A 15,616-nucleotide genomic window follows, 5' to 3' on the forward strand; every position below is an offset into this window, starting at 1 on the left:
CCCGGAAGGGTTCGGTCGGGCGCCACTACAGCTGGCTGTAGCAGCGGTCGGCGGGTGAGCGGGATGTTTCGGCGGGCCGCGCCTCCGTAGCGTCGGAGACGACACGGCGGGCGGTACACCGGCCGTGTCCAGTCACCCACCGAACCCCGGGAGCAGCCGTGTCCGACGACCCCTACCGCATCGACGCTCCGATCGCCGGAGCCCCGTCGCCCTCCGTTCCGCAGTCGTCCCCCGCGCCCTCCCGACCTCGGCGCACACCCGCCCGCCGGGCCCTGCTGGCCCTGCTCGGGGTCGTCCTCGCCGGGACCGCCACGGCCAACGGCGCGCTGTCCCTGCTCGGCCACGAGCTGATCGGGTCGGCCTTCGGACTCGCGGCGCTGGTCTCGCTCGTCGCGCTGGTCGTCCTGGTCCGCAGGGGCGACCGGTGAGGGGCGCGGAGGAGACAGCCACCGCACCGGCCCCCACCGCACCGGGTTCCGCCGGTCCGGACGCCGACGGCGAGGCCGTCCGGCTCACCGACGTCCACCGCGTGTACTCCGACGGCGAGGGCGTCGTCTCCGCCCTGGCCGGGGTGTCGCTGGGGGTGCCCCGCGGCTCCTTCCTCGCCGTCATGGGGCCGTCCGGATCGGGCAAGAGCACGCTGCTCAACTGCGCGTCCGGCATGGACCGCCCCACCTCGGGCTCGGTGGTGGTGGGCGGCACCGACGTCGGCTCCCTGCGCGAGCCCCGGCGCACCGAGTTCCGCCGCGAGCGGATCGGCTTCGTGTTCCAGTCCTACAACCTGGTGCCCACGCTCACCGCGGAGGAGAACATCACCCTGCCGCTGCGCCTGGCCGGACGGACCCCCGACCAGGGCTGGCTGCGTACGCTCGTCGACCGGACGGGTGTGGGGCGGCGGCTGCGCCACCGGCCCACGGAGCTCTCCGGCGGCCAGCAGCAGCGGATCGCGATCGTGCGCGCCCTGGCCTCCCGGCCCGACATCGTCTTCGCGGACGAGCCCACCGGAGCGCTCGACGGTGCGACCGCCGACAGCGTCCTGAGCCTGCTGCGGGAGGTCGTGGACGAACTCGGCCAGACCGTCGTCATGGTGACCCACGACCCCAAGGCCGCCGCCAGGGCGCACGCCACCGCGGTCATGGCCGACGGCCGCCTCGCCGACGTCCTGCGCGCCCCCTCCGCGGCGGACCTGGCCGGACGCCTGGCCTCCCTGGAGACGGCCGGGGCGGAGGCCGACCGATGACGGCGACCCCCGGACCGGGCCTGGCTTCCGGCTCGGCCTCTGGCTCCGGTCCCGCCTGCGACCAGGGCCTCGTGGGCGGACGCGGCCCCCTCGCGCTGAAGCTGGCGCGCGGCCGTGCCGGAGTGCTGGCCGCCGTCGCCGTCGCGGTCCTGGGCGGATCGGCGTTCGTCACCGTCGGCGGCGTGCTGGCCGACACCGGGCTGCGCTCGTCGGTCCCCGCCGAACGCCTCCGGGGCGCGGACGCCGTGGTCACCGCACCCCAGACGGTCGAGCAGGCCGAGGACCTGGACCTACCCCTGCCCGAGCGGGCCGGACTGCCCGAGGACCTCACCGCCCGGCTGGCCGCCCTGCCCGAGGTCGGCGCCGCCGTCGGAGACGTCGGGTTCCCGGCCGCCGTGCACACCGGGGAAGGGGTCGCCACGGGAGCCGATCCCCGCAGCACCGGCCACGGGTGGTCCTCCGCCGCGCTGCTGGAGGACGCCCCCTCGGAGGGGGAGGCGCCGCGGGGGCCCGGGGAGGTGGTCCTGGACGCCGCCACGGCCTCGGCCGCCGGCGCCGGGGTCGGCGACCGGGTGCGGGTCACCGCGGCGGGGCGCACCGGCGACCACCGGCTCTCCGGGGTGCTGGACACCGGCGCCACCGTGGTCCTGTTCGACGACGAAACCGCCGCCGACCTGGCCGGACGCACCGAGGGCCCGCGCGAGGGCACCGTGGACCTGGTGGGCCTGCGCGCCGCGCCCGGTGTGTCGCCGGAGCGGTTCACCGGGGCGGTGGAGGAGGCCCTGACGGGCGAGGACGCGCTCGTGCTGACCGGGGACCGGATCGGCGACGCCGAGTCCCCGGCCGCCGGAGCCGCACGCGGTGTCCTGGTCGCGGTGGCCGGTTCACTCAGCGGAGTCCTGGTGATGACCATCGGCCTGACCGTCGCCGGAGCGCTGTCGGTCTCCGTGGCCGCCCAGCGCCGCGACCTGGCGCTCCTGCGGGCCGTGGGCGCCACGCCCCGGCAGGTCCGCCGCCTGGTCGCCGCCCCCAACCTCCTCGTCACCCTGGCGGCCCTGCCCTTCGGTGTGGCCGGCGGCTACCCGCTGGCCGGGGTCGCGCTGGACTGGTTCGCCTCCCTGGGCCTCGTGCCGCCGGGTCTGCCGCCGGTGTTCGGACCGCTGCCCGCCCTGGCCACGGCGGTGCTGATGGTGCTCGCCGTGTGGCTGGCCTCGCTGGCCGCGGTCGGCCGGACCGCGTCCGCGCCGCCCACCGACGCGCTCGCCGAGTCCGTGGCCGAGCCCCGCGTTCCCGGCCGGGCGCGGACCTGGACGGGGGCGGCGCTGCTCCTGGCCTCGGTGGGGGCGTCGGTCCCGGCGCTGGTGCTGGGCGACGAGACGGCGGCGGTCGCCCCGGCCTCGGCCGGCCTGCTCGCGGTGGTCGGGCTGGCCCTGGTCGGCCCCGCCCTGCTGCGGGCGGTGAGCGGGGCGCTCGGCCGCCGTCTGCCCGCGCGCTCCTCCGCCCTGACCTGGCTGGCGGTGCGCAACCTGCACGGCCACTCCCACCGGGTGGCGGGTGCGGTCAGCGCGCTGGCGATGCTGGTGGCCTTCGCCCTCAGCCAGGGCTACGTCAACACCACCCTGCTGGCCGCGCAGACGGAGCAGCGCGAGGACGGGGAGCTGGCCGCGAGCACGCTGACGGCGCCCGCGCTCGGCGGGCTTCCGCTGGGGCTGGCCGAGGCCGTCCGGGAGGACCCGTCCGTCGCAGCGGCCGTCACCGCCACGCCGACCGCCCTCGTGTGGACCACCGGGCTGCCGTTCGAGGAGGGGGTGGCGCACCAGGAGACGCCCGCGCTGGTCCTGGGGCCGGGCGCTCCGGAGGTCGTCGACGCGGGCGTCACCGAGGGCGACCTGGGCGCGCTGACCGGCGACACCGTCGCGCTGGGCGCGCGGACCGCGCGCTCCCTCGGAGCGGAGCCGGGGCAGAGGGTGACGTTCCGCATGGGGGACGGGGCCGAGGTCAGCGCCGAGGTGGTCGCGCTGTACGAGCGCGAACTCGGTTTCGGTCCGGTCCTGGTCTCGCGGGACCTGGCCCGGGGACACCTGACCGGGGACCTGCCCGCCGAGTTGCGGGTGCTCGCCGAACCCGGGCGGGAGTCCGAGGTGCGCGAGGTCCTCGACGGCCTGGCCTCGGCCCATCCGGGGGTGGTGGTCGCCGACACCGCCCCGGACGCGGCCGGGAGCGGGCTCGCGGCGAACACGGTGCTCAACCTCGTGGTGCTGCTCTGTCTGGCGGGGTACGTGCTGCTCTCGGTGGCCAACCGCCTGTCCGCCCAGACCCTGCGCCGCCGCGCGGAGACGGACGCGCTGCACGCCGTGGGCATGACCCCCGCGCAGGTCCGGTCGCTCCTGCGCAGGGAGGCCGCCCTGGTCGCGGTCGGCGCGGTCGTCGCCGGTGTCCTGGCCTCGGCGGTCCCGCTCGCCTTCGCGGGGATGGGGCTCCTGGGCCGCCCGTGGCCCGGCGGCCCGCTCTGGCTGCTGCCCGCGACCGTGCTGGTGGTCGCGGTGGTGTCCTGGCTGTGCGCGGAGTTGCCCGCGCGGAGGCTGACCGCTGACCGGTGACGCGCCGGGGCCGGGGCCTGACGGGCTTCCCCCGTGAGCGGTCCTCCGCGCTGAGTGGCGTTCCCGCGGGACCCGCCTCCGTCTGGGAGCCGTCTCCGTCCGGGAGCGGCCTCCCGGTGGGGGCGGCCTTCTGATTGGGGCGGCCTCCGCCCGGGAGAGGTCCTCGTGACGGAAGGGCGGTCGCCTCCGTCGGGTGTGACGCCTTGGGACCGGCGGCCGGGGGCGCGGGGGATCCCCTCACCGACCGGGACCGTTTCCCGGGAAGCGCGGCAGAGAAGCGCTTTCCGGGATGACCCGGCCGTGTCGTAGGGCTTTCCCGGGAACACGGGGCGGTGACCTGCCGGAATCGTGGGGGAGCGTGGCGTGACGCACGCTCCCCGTCCGCGGGGCCGAGTTCGTTTACCAGAAACACTTGCGCCCCAGGAGTTCTCAAAGGGCGAAATAGGGCGCATAACACCCATGTGTGTGCTGAGGATCACTTTCACAGGGGGTACCATCGGGCCCTGACGGCATGGCGCGACGCTGTCCGGGCCCGACCGGCCCGCCCCGCCGAGCGTCTGCCTCCCGCGAGCGAACCGGCTGGGGGAGCGTGAACGTGACCAACGTCCGAGGGCCCGAGACGGGTCGGCTCACGGCCGTGTTCCGAGGACGCGGGTCCGTGCCCGTCCCCGGCCAGCGGCCCGGTGTGGTCGACCTCGGCTCCCGCGCGGGCGTGCGCCCCGACCCCCGGCACGCCGAGCACACCCGCCTGCACCAGGCCTTCCTGGGGCGCGTGGTCGACTACCTGTCCGTCGACGCGGGCGTGCGCCAGTTCGTCGACTGGGGGTGTCCGGTGCCCGGAACCGCCGAGCGCGTGCACGCCGCCGCCCCCGACGCCTCCGTCGTCCACGTCGCCCCGCACGGCGCGGCGGGCATGCTCTCCACCGCCGGGGCCTCCGTACTCTCCGGCGACGGCTCCGGCACGGACACGCTCCTGCGCCGCCTCGGCACCTCCGGGCTCGTCGACTTCGACGAGCCCGTCGCCGTTCTGATGACCCGCCCCTTCACCGCGGACGACCCGCCCGCCCGGATCGACGCCCTGCACGCCCTCATGCGCGGGGGCGGCTACCTCGCCCTCACCTCTCCGGCGCCCCGCGCCGCGGTGGAGCGCGCCTTCGACCCCTTCCAGCCCATCGAGCCGGGCGTGGCCGACCTGCGGTGGTGGCCCTACCCGGACGAGGACGTGTCCGACCCGGGCACCGGCGTCCTGGCGGGGCTGGGCCGCGCGCCCGGGCTCCGGGGAGGCGCGCGCGGGTGGCGGTGAACTGGACCGGAGAGGTCCTGGCCCAGCTGCGGTTCTACTGGGACTTCTCCCTGTGGCCCCGCCTGGAGGGGCTCACCGACGAGGAATTCCACTGGGCTCCGGTGCCCGGGGCCTGGACCGTGCGCGAGGGACCGGACGGGCGCCACCGGCCCGACACGGCCGTCCCCGAACCCGAACCGCCGCCGGTGACCACCATCGCCTGGCGGCTCGGGCACATCGTCGTCGAGGTCCTGGAGACCCGCGTCAACTGGCACTTCGGCGACCGCACCGCCACGCGGGAGAACGCCGACTGGCCCGCGACCGCCGCCGAGGCCCGGCAGCGGCTGCGCCACGCCTACACCGCCTGGACCGGGCACGTCCAGGAACTGGACGAGAGCGGCCTGGCCGCGCCGGTGGGCGGCGCCGAGGCGCCCCAGTGGGAGGACTTCCCGATGGTCGCCCTCGTGCTCCACGTCAACCGGGAGGTCATCCACCACGCGGCGGAGGTGGCCGCGCTGCGCGACCTGTACCGCGCGCAGTACGGCCGCTGAGCCCAACGGCCGTTCCCGTCGGACCCCGGGCTGGGCTGCCCCGGCCGAGGCCCTCGACAGGTTCCCCGCCGCGACGACCGCCCGACCCCGAGGTGCTCGAACCCGCCACGAGTACAGGGTCACCGCGGACCAGACCCCGTGTGTCACACCGGTGACACTTTCGGACGGGCGGGCCCCGATGCTCCCCCGGACGGCCCCGACACCGCCTAGACCACGTGCAGCGGGTCCATCCGCACCTGCGCCAGGTGCTCGTCGCGGCGCGCGCTGCGCGCCGAGGCCGCCACCTTGAGCGACCGGGACAGCGCGCCCACCCCGACCCGGGGCACCCGCAGCAGCGCCCGCTCGGTGGGGTGGGCGCCGTCGGGGCCGACCGCCCGGTCCGCGCCCACCGGCACCGGCCCCAGGAGTTCGGCGCCCTCGGGCAGTTCGATCTGGTCGAGCAGTTCGCGCACGTGCTCGGGAGCGCCGGTGACCGAGGCCATCGCCACCGCGGGGGGGAACCCCAGCTCACGGCGCTCGGCCAGCTCGCGCTCGGCGAAGCCCGTCGGGTCCCACCGCACGAACGACTGCACCACCGGCAGTGAGGCGTCGGCCGACACCACCACCGTGCCGCCCGGCCGCACCAGGGCGCCCGCGTTCAGCCAGCGACGCAGGGCCTCCTCCGAGGCGCGCAGGTCCATCCGGTTCAGCAGCGCCCAGCCGTCCAGCAGGACCGCCGCCGCGTACCCGTTGTCGGCCACCGGTTCGGCCCCCGGGGTGGCCACCACCAGCGACGGCGCGTCCGCCACCCGCGACAGCACCTCCTCGCGGCCCGAGGTGCGCACGGTCAGCGAGGGGAACGCCCGGCCCAGCTCCTCGGCGGTGCGGCGGGCGCCCACCACCACGGCGCGCATGCGGGTGACACCGCACTCCGGGCACGCCCACTGCCCGGCGACCCGGCCGCACCAGCCGCACGAGGGCATGGCGTGCGAACCGCGCACGGCAAGCGGGCCCCGGCAGGAGTCGCAGCGCGCGGGCTCGCGGCACCCGGCGCAGGCCAGCGTGTTCAGGTAGCCCCGGCGCGGAACCTGGAAGAGCACCGGACCGGTCCGCGCGGCCTCGCGGGCCGCGCGCAGGGCCACGCTCGGCATGCGCGCCGACCGCGCCGCCTCGTCGCGGGCCAGCTCCCGGTCGTCCCCGGCCGCCCGGACCACGGGCGCGCGGCGGCGCAGGGTCGCCCGGTCGGCGGTCAGCGGGTGCGCCCACCCCGACTCCACCAGCAGCTGGGCGTCGGTGGTGCGCGTGTGCCCGCCGATCAGGGCACCTGCCCCGGCGCGGTGCGCGCGCATCGACAGCACCGTGCGCGCGTGCGGGTAGGGGGCGTGCGGGTCGGCGTGCACGTCGTCGCCGTCGTCCCACAGCACCACCAGCCCCAGGTCGCGCACCGGCGCGAACACCGCCGCGCGCGTGCCGACCACGACCCGGACCCCGCCGCGCAGCACCGACAGCCAGCGCCGGTAGCGCTCGGCCGGTCCGAGGTCGGCGGTGAGCGCCGCGTACCTGCCCCCGCCCAGGCGCTGTTCCAGGGCGTGGTCGACGGCCTGCACGTCGCGGCCGTCGGGCACCACGATCACGGTGCCGCGCCCGGCGGCCAGGGTCTGCGCGGCGGCGACCGCCACCGCGTCCGCCCACCCGGTACCGGGCAGGGCGTTCCACACCGCGCGGGCGGGCTGGCCCGCGCGCAGCGCGCGCAGGAACGAGGGACCCTCGGGGTAGTCCGCCCAGGGGCCGGGGTCGGGGTCGGGGTCCGCCCCGGCGGCATCCTGTGCCGCTTCCGCACCGGAGGGCGTGTCCGTCACGGTTGCGGACACCCGTGGGGCGTCGGCGGCGTTCGGCGCGGTGTCGGGGACCGCCCCGGGCTGAGTGTTGTGCGGGACCGCTCCGGACGGGGTGTCGCCCGGGTTCTCACCGGTCGCCGTCGTCCCGGGGGCCGCGCTGGGCCCTGCTGTCTCCGGATTCACACTGGTTCCCGACGCCTGCGGAGGCGTGCCGGGCCCGCTCGCCCCCGAGGCGGTGTCGTTCGGGCCCGCTCCGGTCGCTCCGGTCTCCGGGGGCGGGGCCTGCCCGGGTGCCTTCGGGACCGCCCCGGAGGGGGTGCCGCCCGGGTTCTCCCCGGTCACCGCCGTTCCGGGGGCCGCACCTGACCCCGCTGTCTCCGGGGGTGCGCTGGACCCTGACGTCGCCGGGTCCGCACCGACCCCGGTCGCCTCCGCAGACGCGTCGGCCCCCGCTGCCTCTGCTGCCTCCGCGGCCTTGGCCGCCTCCTTCTCCACACGGGCGTGGCGGGGCGGCACCGCCAGGCGCAGCACGTCGCTCAGCGTGCCCGCGTAGCGGTCGGCGACCGCGCGGGCCAGCCCCAGGATCTCGGGGGTGAGCACGGGTTCGGGGGAGACCACCGCCTCCAGGTACGCCAGCCGCCCCGAGAACTCCGAGGTCTCCACCCGCTCGGCCAGGAAGCCGCCCAGCTGGCGGTTGTTGAACCGCACCTTCACCCGGCAGCCGGGCACCGCCGCCTCGTCCATGTCGGCGGGCACCCGGTAGTCGAAGTACCGGTCCAGGTGGGGCAGCGGGGTGTCCACGACCACGCGCGCGACGGGCAGCCGCTCGGCGGGCCCGCGTGGGGCCGGGCGGCGGGACCTGCTTGCCGCCCGAGCCGTGGCCTTCTCCTGTTCCGGAAGGTCGAAGAGGACCCCGTCGGGCTGACCGGGCTGCGCTGTCATCCTCCTCTGTCTACCAGAACCGTGCGACACCGCCCCGCGCACCGGGCGGCGCGGCCCGGCGCCACTGGTAGAACTGGGGAACCGACAGACCTCGGTGGAGGGGAACCCACGTTGAAGCTTGTCTTTGCCGGAACACCGCAGGTGGCGGTACCGTCCCTGCGCGCACTGATCGACTCCGGCCACGAGGTCGCCGCCGTGGTCACCCGTCCCGACGCCCGCTCCGGGCGCGGCCGGAAGGTCTCCGCCAGCCCGGTCGGCGAACTCGCCGAGAGCGAGGGCATCGAGGTCCTCAAGCCCGCCAAGGCGGGCGACCCCGAGTTCCTGGAGCGTCTGGCGCGGATCGCCCCCGACTGCTGCCCCGTGGTCGCCTACGGCGCCCTGCTGCCCCAGTCCGCGCTCGACATCCCCCGCCACGGCTGGGTCAACCTGCACTTCTCCCTGCTCCCCGCATGGCGCGGCGCCGCCCCCGTCCAGCACGCGGTCCTGCACGGCGACGACATCACCGGTGCGTCCACCTTCCGGATCGTCAAGGAACTCGACGCCGGTCCCGTCTACGGCACCCTCACCGAGACCGTGCGCCCCACCGACACCAGCGGTGAACTCCTCGACCGGCTCTCCGTCTCCGGTGCCGAACTCCTCGTCCGCACGATCGACGGCATCGCCGCCGACCGGCTCAGCCCGATCGAACAGCCCGCCGACGGAATCTCCTACGCGTCCAAGCTCACCCCCGAGGACGCCGAACTCGACTTCACCGCCCCCGCCCTGCGCGTGGACCGCACGGCCCGCGCCTGCACCCCCGCCCCGGGCGCCTGGACCACCTTCCGCGGCGGCCGCCTCAAGGTGGGGCCGGTCACCCCCCTCACCGACGCCGACACACCCGCGCTCGACCCCGGCCAGCTGCACGCCGACAAGAAGCGGGTCCTGGTCGGGACCGCCACCCACCCGGTCGTCCTGGGCGAGGTGCAGCCGCAGGGCAAGCGTGCCATGGCCGCGGTCGACTGGGCGCGCGGCGTGCGCCCCGACGACGAGGACCGCCTGGGGCGCTGAGCTGCCGTAGTCTCGACCTGGCGGGTGAACCCGCCGGTCCCGTCCCCGGTTTGTTGAGGCAGCACACGTTGAGCGAGCAGTCCCGATCCCCGTACCGCCGTCCCCGCCGCGGCGGGAAGCCCGCGCAGGGCGGCGGCCGGAGCGGGGACGGACAGTCCCGGCCCCGCGACCCCGCACGCCGCGTCGCCTACGACGTGCTGCGCGCGGTGGGCCAGCGCGACGCCTACGCCAACCTGCTGCTGCCCGCCCTGCTCAGCGAACGCGGTATCAGCGGCCGCGACGCGGCTCTGGCCACCGAGCTGACCTACGGGACCCTGCGCCTCCAGGGCACCTACGACGCGATCCTGGAGGCCTGCGTGGACCGCACGCTCGCCTCCGTGGACACCGAGGCGCTGCCGCTGCTGCGCCTGGGCGCCCACCAGCTGCTGTCCACCAAGATCCCGCCGCACGCCGCGGTCAGCGCCACCGTGGACCTGGCCCGCAGGGTCGTGGGCCACCACCGCGGCCGGTTCGTCAACGCCGTCCTGCGCAGGGTCTCCGCCCGCGACCTGGACGCGTGGACGGCCGTGGTCGCCCCCGACCGCGCCACCGACCCCAGCGGGTACCTGTCGGTCGTGCACAGCCACCCGCGCTGGATGGTCAAGGAGCTGGCCCGGGCGCTGGGGGAGCGGTCCGCCAACGGGCTGGTCGAGACCGAGCGCCTGCTCGCCGCGCACAACGAGCGCCCCCGCGTGACCCTCGTGGCCAAGCCGGGCCGCGCCACCGTCGCCGACCTGGTGGCCGCCGGTGCCGAGGAGGCCCGCTACTCGCCGTTCGCCGCCTACCTGCCCGAGGGCGACCCGGCGGCGATCCGTGAGGTGCACCAGAACCGGGCCGCGGTTCAGGACGAGGCCAGCCAGCTGGTCGCCCTCGCCCTGACCAGGGTGGACGCCCACGGGAACGACGCGCGCTGGCTCGACATGTGCGCGGGACCGGGCGGCAAGGCCGGTCTGCTGGCCTCCCTGGCCGGGCAGCGCGACGCCCGCCTGCTGGCCGCCGAGGTGCAGCCCGCGCGGGCCGGACTGGTCGCGGGCGCGGTGCGCCGCTCCCCGCGCGACGCGGGCCGGGTCGTGGTCGCCGACGGGACCAGGCCCGCCTGGCGGCCGGGGGCCTTCGACCGGGTGCTGGTGGACGCGCCGTGCACGGGCCTGGGTGCGCTGCGCCGACGCCCGGAGTCGCGCTGGCGGCGCACCGAGGGCTCGGCCGCCGAGCTGGCGCCGCTCCAGCACGACCTGCTGACGAGCGCGGTCGAGGCGGTGCGCCCCGGCGGAGTGGTCGCCTACGTCACCTGCTCGCCGCACCTGGACGAGACCGACGGGATCGTCCGCCGGGTGCTCGCCGAGCGCGACGACCTCACGCTGCTGCGCGCCGCCGACTACCTGGACGGGGTGCCCGACCTCGCGGCCGGTCCGGAGGGAAGGTACGTCCAGTTCTGGCCGCACGTGCACGGGACCGACGCGATGTTCCTGGCGCTGCTGCGCAGGTCCGAGCAGTCCTAGGTCCGAGCAGTCCTAGGTCCGAGCGGTCCTGGGTCCGAGCGGTCCTGAAGCCGTGGGGGCCGCTCGCGCTGTGGTCCCCTCACCGGCCCGGGCCGGTGAGCGCCCGGGCTCGTCCACAGGTGGAGATCCGGGGTGGGTGGGAGCGGGGCTGCCGGTCACACTGGAACACGGGGGCATGTCACCGCGCCGACGGACGCCCGCGGCGCCCCCGATACCAGAGCAGGGCTCTGCGCGCCCTTCCGCGGGGCCCTGTGGACAACCCGTCCGAGGGGGCGGGGCGCCCTTCGTTCCCCGGCCCCGGGTTCGGCGGTGTCCGCTGTCGACCAAGGCGTTCGCCACCGATGGTGCCGCTCGTGCCGCTCGTCCTCCGACCCGGGTTCGGCGGTGTCCGCTGTCGAGGGCGGCGTTCGCCACCGCTGGGGTCCCTCGTCCTCGGGCTCGTGGGCGGCGCTGTCCGCTATCTCCGGGGTCCTTCACCCTCCCGACCGGGGGCAGCGGCGTCCGCTGCCGACGGCGGTGCGGGCTCGGGTACCGGAGACCGGGACTCGGCTGTCGGAGGCCGGGTCTCGGCTGCCGGGGGCACCGGCGCCGGAGCTGGCGACGCGGCCACCGGAGGTACGGCCACCGGCGGCACGGGCGCGGACACCGAAGGCGCGAGCACGGGCGCCGGTGGCATACTCGCGCGCAGGCGCAGGGTCAGCCGCTCGCCCAGCTCCCCGCTGAACACCCCCTCGTGCGCGACCCCCACCCGGTCGGCCAGCTCCACCGCGTGCAGGCGCACGACGGCCTCCACCAGCGTGGCGTAGTTCCCGACCGCGGACCGGGCACGCACCCACGCGATCCCTGCCACGGCCGCCGCGACGAGCGCGGCGGGCCACCACCACACGGTCAGCGGCAGGTACAGCAGCGCCCACGCCGTCAGCCCGGTGGCGAGGGCCAGGTCCTCGCGGGCCGCGGTGACCTCCACGCGCTCCTCCTCCGGCAGGACCAGCCACAGGTGCGGCCACAGCACGGCCAGGTCCGCGCGGTGGTCGCGGGCCAGCCGCGTGCGCACGGCCGCGATCCGGTCACCGCACCAGGTGGGGCGTTCCGGCCGCTCGGGGGAGATCCTCGCCATGCGGTCGTAGGCCTTCGCGAACGCCTCCTCCCCGCCGCTGCCCCGCGCTTGCCGGGCTTCCCCGCTCCCTCGCCGCGCCCGCTCCGCCTCCCCTCCCCGGTTCCGCGCCCGTCCGGCCTCCTCGCTCCGCTCCGCCTCCCCGCCCCCACCGCGCGCTCGCTCGACCTCCCCGCGCAGCCGGTCCCAGCGCGCGCGGCGCGAGCGCACCCACCGCCCGGTCCAGCCGCGCAGCGGCGGCGGCCACCGCTCCCAGTCCGCGGCGGTCCACAGGCGCTCGACCAGCCAGCCCAGCCCCCGGGCGGCCAGGCCCACGGCGGTGCTCCCGGCCACCACGGCGGCCAGCACCAGGGCCTGACCGCCGAAGGTGTCCACACGCGGGTCCGCGGCCCATCCGGTGACCCGCTCGGCCAGGTGCCCCACGTCCCACGCCCCGGACCAGCCCAGGGCGTAGGCGGCGGTGGCGACCGCCAGGTAGAGGGCGCCGGGCAGCGCGAGGGTGCTGACCCACCTCTCGGTGAGCCTTCGGCCCAGTTCCGCCCACAGGTCGCCCACCGCCTACCGCCCCCGCGGCGGACGCAGGGAGGCGCCGCTGACCAGGCAGACCGGCACGTCCTCGGCCGGTGTGGGCTCCCACGTGCGCGCGCACCCGCCCCGGGGGCACCCGTACAGGGCGGAGGCGGGGCGGGGCAGGCCTGTCCCGGCCACCGCCGCGCCTCCCGAACCCACCAGGCGCACTCCGTCGGCGTGGGCGGCCAGTCCGCGCCCGTCGAGGGTGACCAGGGCCTCCTGGAGCGCGGCCAGCTCCGCCGACACGTCCCCGCCGCCTCGCGCGGCCCCGAGCACCGCGTCGACCAGAGCGGGGCCGCCGGGCACCGGTTCCAGCCGGTCCCGGATGTCGCGGGCGTGCTCGCAGACCACGCCCAGCCCCGCCGCGGTGTCCTCGTTCATGGACCTTCCGTCCTCCCGGCCGCTCCTGCGCGCGGGCGCCCGCCACGGCACCCGGCACGGGCCCCACCTCCCCGGGGGCCGTGCCCGGTGCGCGCGGACGCCCTCCCCCCACTCCTCTCGGCCACTCCTCATGTCCGAAAAGGGCGATTTGTGATCTACGCCGTAAAGATCCGCCGTGAAAAGACCCCCGACAGTGGGGGAAGAAGGAAAATCTCCGCACGTCCCCCCAGTTCCGGGCCCCGCACCCGGACCACCCGCCCCCGACCGCCATGGCTACACTGCACGCGTGGCCATCCAGATCTCACCCAGCATCCTGAGCGCCGACTTCGCGCACCTCGCCGACGAAGCGGCCGCCGTGTCCCCGTCCGCCGACTGGCTCCACGTCGACGTGATGGACAACCACTTCGTCCCGAACCTGACGCTCGGCCTGCCCATCGTGGAGTCCCTGCTCAAGGCGACCGACACCCCCCTGGACTGCCACCTGATGATCGAGGAGCCCGACCGCTGGGCCCCCGCCTACGCCGAAGCGGGCGCGGGCAGCGTCACCATCCACGCCAAGGCCGCCGGGGCCCCCGTGCGCACGCTGCGCGAGATCCGCCGCCTCGGCGCCCGCGCGGGCCTGGCCCTCAACCCCGCCGAGCCCGTCGAGCCCTACGCCGACCTCGTCGGCGAGATGGACATGCTCCTGCTCATGACCGTCGAACCCGGCTTCGGCGGACAGAAGTTCCTCGACGTGGTCCTGCCCAAGATCCGCCGGGCCCGCGAGATCCTCGACAGCCGCGAGGCCTCCGTCTGGCTCCAGGTCGACGGCGGCGTCAGCGACGAGACCATCGAGCGGGCCGCCGAGGCCGGAGCCGACGTCTTCGTCGCCGGTTCGGCCGTCTACGGGGCCCAGGACCCGGCCAAGGCCGTGGAGTCCCTGCGCGCCCTCGCCACCGGGGCGGCCGCCAGGGCCTGACCCCGGAGCCCCGACCCTCGCAACCGAACGTCCGTCTGAGCAACGATCGCGACACGGTTCCGCCCTTCGCTGGCCCCGCCCGGCGCCTCCCCCTAAGCTGTGCGACTCGTAGTCGTGAATCTCGCTTGGTCGCGGCTCCGTCTTCCCCTCCGCCTTCGCGCGCGTGGGGGAGCGGCGCGGCGTGAGCGCGTTGCCAGGCGCGGACCCCTGGGAGTACGCGTTGAACGCTTGGACCGCCGAGCATCTGGCCATGGACGCGCTGTGGGAGGCGGAGACCGTCCCCATCCTCTGGCTCCAGGGCCTGGGGGACTGGCTCGCCCACCCGCTGGGCCTGGTCACCCACCTGGGCTCCCACACGCTCGTCATCCTCGCCCTCACCCTGGTCTTCTGGTGCGTCAACCCCGGCCTGGGGGCGCGCCTGTTCGTCGTGGTGGCCTGCTCCGGCGTGGTCAACCAGCTGTTCAAGTCCCTGCTCTACGGGGCCCGGCCCCCCTGGTTCGACGCCCGCGTCACGGCCCACACGAGTTCGAACAGCTTCGGGATCCCCTCCGGGCACACCCAGGGCGCCACCGTCACCTGGGGCTACCTCGGCATCAGGTCCGGCCGCCGCGCCGTGCTGTGGGCGGCGGTCGCGGTCATCGCGCTCGTCTCGCTCTCGCGGATCTACCTGGGCGCGCACTTCGTCAGCGACGTCGTGGCCGGGCTGGTGCTGGGCGCCGCCCTGCTGTGGGCGGTCCTGCGCTGGGAGGAGCGCGTCACCTCCTGGTGGCTGGGGCTGAGCACCGCCCGCTGGGTGGGCTGCGCCCTGGCCGTCGCCCTGCTGCCCTGCCTGGCGGCCACCGTGTGGCAGCTGCTGGTGCGCGGTGACTGGACGGTCCCCCAGGAGTGGATCGGCGCCGTCCCCGCCGACCCGGCCGGTGAGACCCTCACCGGTCTGTACACCGTGGCCGGAACCCTGTTGGGCGGGCTCGTGGGCTTCACCCTGCTCGCCCGGCGCGGCTGGTACAGCGCCGCGGGCACCCTGGCCTCCCGGGCCGCCCGCTTCGTGCTGGGCGTCTCGGTGATCGTGCTGGTGCAGGTGTTCGTGAGCGTGCTCTTCGGCCACCTGAGCGGGCTCGCCGACGCCGCCGTGTCCTTCGCCGCCTACGGCGCGATCACCTTCTGGGCCTCCTTCCTGGCCCCGGAGGCCTTCGTCCGCAGCGGTCTGGCCGCCCGGCCCGGGGCCGCGGCCGAGACCCCCTGAACCGGCGGGGCGCGGTCGCGGCGACACGCCCGCCGGGGTTCCCGCCCGCGCGTGCGCCGTCCGCACCGGCGGCGGTGGGGAGCCGATGATTCGCGTCACACGGGCTAGGCGCTCCTGTTGACGAGGGGTTAGGATCCCTACCAGCAAGTTCAACACGTGCTCCGGGGTCGGTGTAATTCCGAACCGGCGGTGACAGTCCGCGACCCGGCCGAGTCCATCGGCCGGTTGAACCGGTGGAATTCCGGTACCGACGGTGAAAGTCCGGATGGGAGGCAGTACGTGTCGGGACGGCCCCTCGCCGCCCGCGTCCGCTGACGCGCGGCCCCGGTGCCG

12 protein-coding genes and 1 riboswitch are annotated in these 15,616 nt (G+C 76.3%); of the genes, 9 read left to right on the forward strand and 3 right to left on the reverse strand.

Annotated elements, in window-relative coordinates:
• Positions 1-158: 158 nt before the first annotated feature.
• From ACSTA4_RS08445 to ACSTA4_RS08465, 5 genes are all read left to right on the forward strand, one after another.
• Positions 159-428, forward strand: a complete 270-nt coding sequence (locus ACSTA4_RS08445) for a hypothetical protein (RefSeq protein ID WP_444963060.1) — start codon at positions 159-161, stop codon at positions 426-428.
• A complete protein-coding gene (locus tag ACSTA4_RS08450) occupies positions 425-1,240 on the forward strand; it encodes an ABC transporter ATP-binding protein (protein WP_444963061.1) in 816 nt (271 codons plus the stop codon). The genes ACSTA4_RS08445 and ACSTA4_RS08450 overlap by 4 nt, the downstream gene beginning before the upstream one ends.
• Positions 1,237-3,840, forward strand: coding sequence for an FtsX-like permease family protein (locus tag ACSTA4_RS08455; RefSeq protein ID WP_444963062.1), 2,604 nt, complete (start codon positions 1,237-1,239; stop codon positions 3,838-3,840). Before ACSTA4_RS08450 ends, ACSTA4_RS08455 begins: the two co-directional genes overlap by 4 nt.
• A 595-nt stretch (positions 3,841-4,435) precedes the next feature.
• Entirely contained in the window at positions 4,436-5,143 is a 708-nt protein-coding gene (locus ACSTA4_RS08460; RefSeq protein WP_444963063.1) for an SAM-dependent methyltransferase, read from the forward strand.
• Positions 5,134-5,673, forward strand: a complete 540-nt coding sequence (locus ACSTA4_RS08465) for a DinB family protein (RefSeq protein WP_444963064.1) — start codon at positions 5,134-5,136, stop codon at positions 5,671-5,673. Before ACSTA4_RS08460 ends, ACSTA4_RS08465 begins: the two co-directional genes overlap by 10 nt.
• Before the next feature lie 206 nt (positions 5,674-5,879).
• Here the strand turns inward: ACSTA4_RS08465 and ACSTA4_RS08470 are convergent, their stop codons facing one another.
• Entirely contained in the window at positions 5,880-8,432 is a 2,553-nt protein-coding gene (locus ACSTA4_RS08470; protein ID WP_444963065.1) for a primosomal protein N', read from the reverse strand.
• 111 nt (positions 8,433-8,543) lie between these two features.
• Here ACSTA4_RS08470 and fmt point away from each other — a divergent pair, with 111 nt between their 5' ends.
• Together fmt and ACSTA4_RS08480 are read left to right on the forward strand one after the other, a co-directional pair.
• Positions 8,544-9,479 (forward strand): methionyl-tRNA formyltransferase, encoded by a 936-nt coding sequence (gene fmt / locus ACSTA4_RS08475; protein WP_444963066.1) that lies wholly within the window; start codon positions 8,544-8,546, stop codon positions 9,477-9,479.
• A gap of 68 nt (positions 9,480-9,547) precedes the next feature.
• On the forward strand, positions 9,548-11,017 hold the full coding sequence (locus tag ACSTA4_RS08480; protein ID WP_416024605.1) for an RsmB/NOP family class I SAM-dependent RNA methyltransferase: 1,470 nt from the start codon (positions 9,548-9,550) through the stop codon (positions 11,015-11,017).
• 457 nt (positions 11,018-11,474) lie between these two features.
• On the opposite strand, the gene ACSTA4_RS08485 is transcribed toward ACSTA4_RS08480, so the two are convergent.
• On the reverse strand, positions 11,475-12,686 hold the full coding sequence (locus ACSTA4_RS08485) for a hypothetical protein (protein ID WP_444963067.1): 1,212 nt from the start codon (positions 12,684-12,686) through the stop codon (positions 11,475-11,477).
• Positions 12,687-12,689: 3 nt separating this feature from the next.
• Positions 12,690-13,082, reverse strand: a complete 393-nt coding sequence (locus ACSTA4_RS08490) for a hypothetical protein (protein ID WP_444963068.1) — start codon at positions 13,080-13,082, stop codon at positions 12,690-12,692.
• Positions 13,083-13,368: 286 nt separating this feature from the next.
• Here ACSTA4_RS08490 and rpe point away from each other — a divergent pair, with 286 nt between their 5' ends.
• Together rpe and ACSTA4_RS08500 are read left to right on the forward strand one after the other, a co-directional pair.
• Positions 13,369-14,040: a ribulose-phosphate 3-epimerase gene (gene rpe, locus ACSTA4_RS08495; protein ID WP_248774162.1), complete on the forward strand. Its 672-nt coding sequence runs from the start codon at positions 13,369-13,371 to the stop codon at positions 14,038-14,040.
• A 220-nt stretch (positions 14,041-14,260) separates the two neighbouring features.
• Positions 14,261-15,283 carry a phosphatase PAP2 family protein gene (locus tag ACSTA4_RS08500; RefSeq protein WP_444964123.1) on the forward strand — a complete coding sequence of 341 codons (1,023 nt, stop codon included), beginning with the start codon at positions 14,261-14,263 and terminating at the stop codon, positions 15,281-15,283.
• Between the two features lie 152 nt (positions 15,284-15,435).
• A riboswitch (FMN riboswitch) is annotated at positions 15,436-15,566 on the forward strand.
• Positions 15,567-15,616 lie beyond the last annotated feature (50 nt).

The sequence above is a fragment of the Nocardiopsis sp. M1B1 genome (assembly GCF_052466615.1).

What these genes read in the sequence shown, in the direction of transcription:
- ACSTA4_RS08470 (WP_444963065.1), bottom strand. Translation starts at nt 8,432, where the DNA reads ATGACAGCGCAGCCCGGTCAGCCCGACGGGGTCCTCTTCGACCTTCCG.
- ACSTA4_RS08455 (WP_444963062.1), top strand. Translation starts at nt 1,237, where the DNA reads ATGACGGCGACCCCCGGACCGGGCCTGGCTTCCGGCTCGGCCTCTGGC.
- ACSTA4_RS08490 (WP_444963068.1), bottom strand. Translation starts at nt 13,082, where the DNA reads ATGAACGAGGACACCGCGGCGGGGCTGGGCGTGGTCTGCGAGCACGCC.